Origin of the sequence: Variovorax glucosi (assembly GCF_051216695.1) — a bacterium.
In the GTDB taxonomy this organism is placed as follows: Bacteria; Pseudomonadota; Gammaproteobacteria; order Burkholderiales; family Burkholderiaceae_C; genus Variovorax.
Genome location: NZ_JBPJZE010000397.1, coordinates 1 through 1,036, shown reverse-complemented (window position 1 = coordinate 1,036; position 1,036 = coordinate 1). Strand labels below are relative to the sequence as shown.

1 protein-coding gene is annotated in these 1,036 nt (G+C 62.5%); it reads right to left on the bottom strand.

Annotation, left to right across the window (positions count from 1 at the left end):
- The coding region (locus ACSFA3_RS25970; RefSeq protein WP_435508181.1) for a polysaccharide biosynthesis tyrosine autokinase at nt 1–1,036 on the bottom strand (1,036 nt) is incomplete at both ends.

Sequence of the window (1,036 nt, the reverse complement as noted above, 5' to 3'; positions counted from 1 at the left end):
CAACGAGAACCGGGGCCGTATCGATGATGACGAGGTCGTATAGCGGAGATAACTTTTCCAGTACCTGGACAAAGGAATCGCTCGTCAGCAGCTCGGCCGGATTAGGCGGAAGCACACCCGTGGTAATGATGTCCAGATTCGGCAGGGCCGACGGGCGAATCGCTTTCTCGAGGTCGAGCGTGCCGGCGATCAATTCGGACAGGCCGGAAGACCGCTGGATCGAGAGAAATTGATTCACGCGGCCTTTTCGCAAGTCCGCATCGATCAACAGAACCTTCTTGGCGGTTGCGGCGGTGATCGCCGCGAAGTTGACCGAAATGAAGGTCTTGCCCACGCCAGGCGTCGCGCCGGAGATGAGAAGGCGGTTGTTGGTCGCTTCCAGCATGGCGAACTGCAGCGCGGTGCGAAGGCTGCGCAGGCTTTCCACCGCGGGGTCTTCGGGGAACAGGTGCGCCAGGACGTGCTTGCCGACGACCTTGTTCTCGATGTTCCTCTCGATCGTGCGTTGGGCGGCGCTCAGCGGAATGCTGCTGTAGACGTTGAGCCCGGTGTGGCTTTCGATTTCTCCCGGATTGCGGATGCCGCCGAAGAACGAGTTCCTTGCAATCGCGGCGCCGATGCCGGCAGCCAGCCCCAGGATCACAGCCAGCGCGATGACCAGGGGCCGCTTGGGCCACACCGGTTCTTCCGGAACGATGGCGTCGTCCAGCAGGCGCACGTTGCCCACCTTGCCTTCCTTGGCCAGCCGCATCTGCAGCGAGCTGTTGAGAAGCGATACGTACAGGTCGGTGTTGACCTTGATGTCGCGCTGCATGCGAACGGTGTTCTGCTGCAGCTCCGGCATCTTGCGGATGCGCGCATCGACGGTGGCGAGCGCGCTCTTCCATGCGGCGACCTGGGTGTCCAGCGTCTGGACGGCGGGATGCTCGCTCGTGAAGCGCGCGGTGAGTTCGCGCCGCTTCTGTTCCGCCTCGAGCAGCTTGGACTGCAGGTCGATGGTCTGGGTCAGCGCGTTCTTTGCCTCGTCGTCGAGACT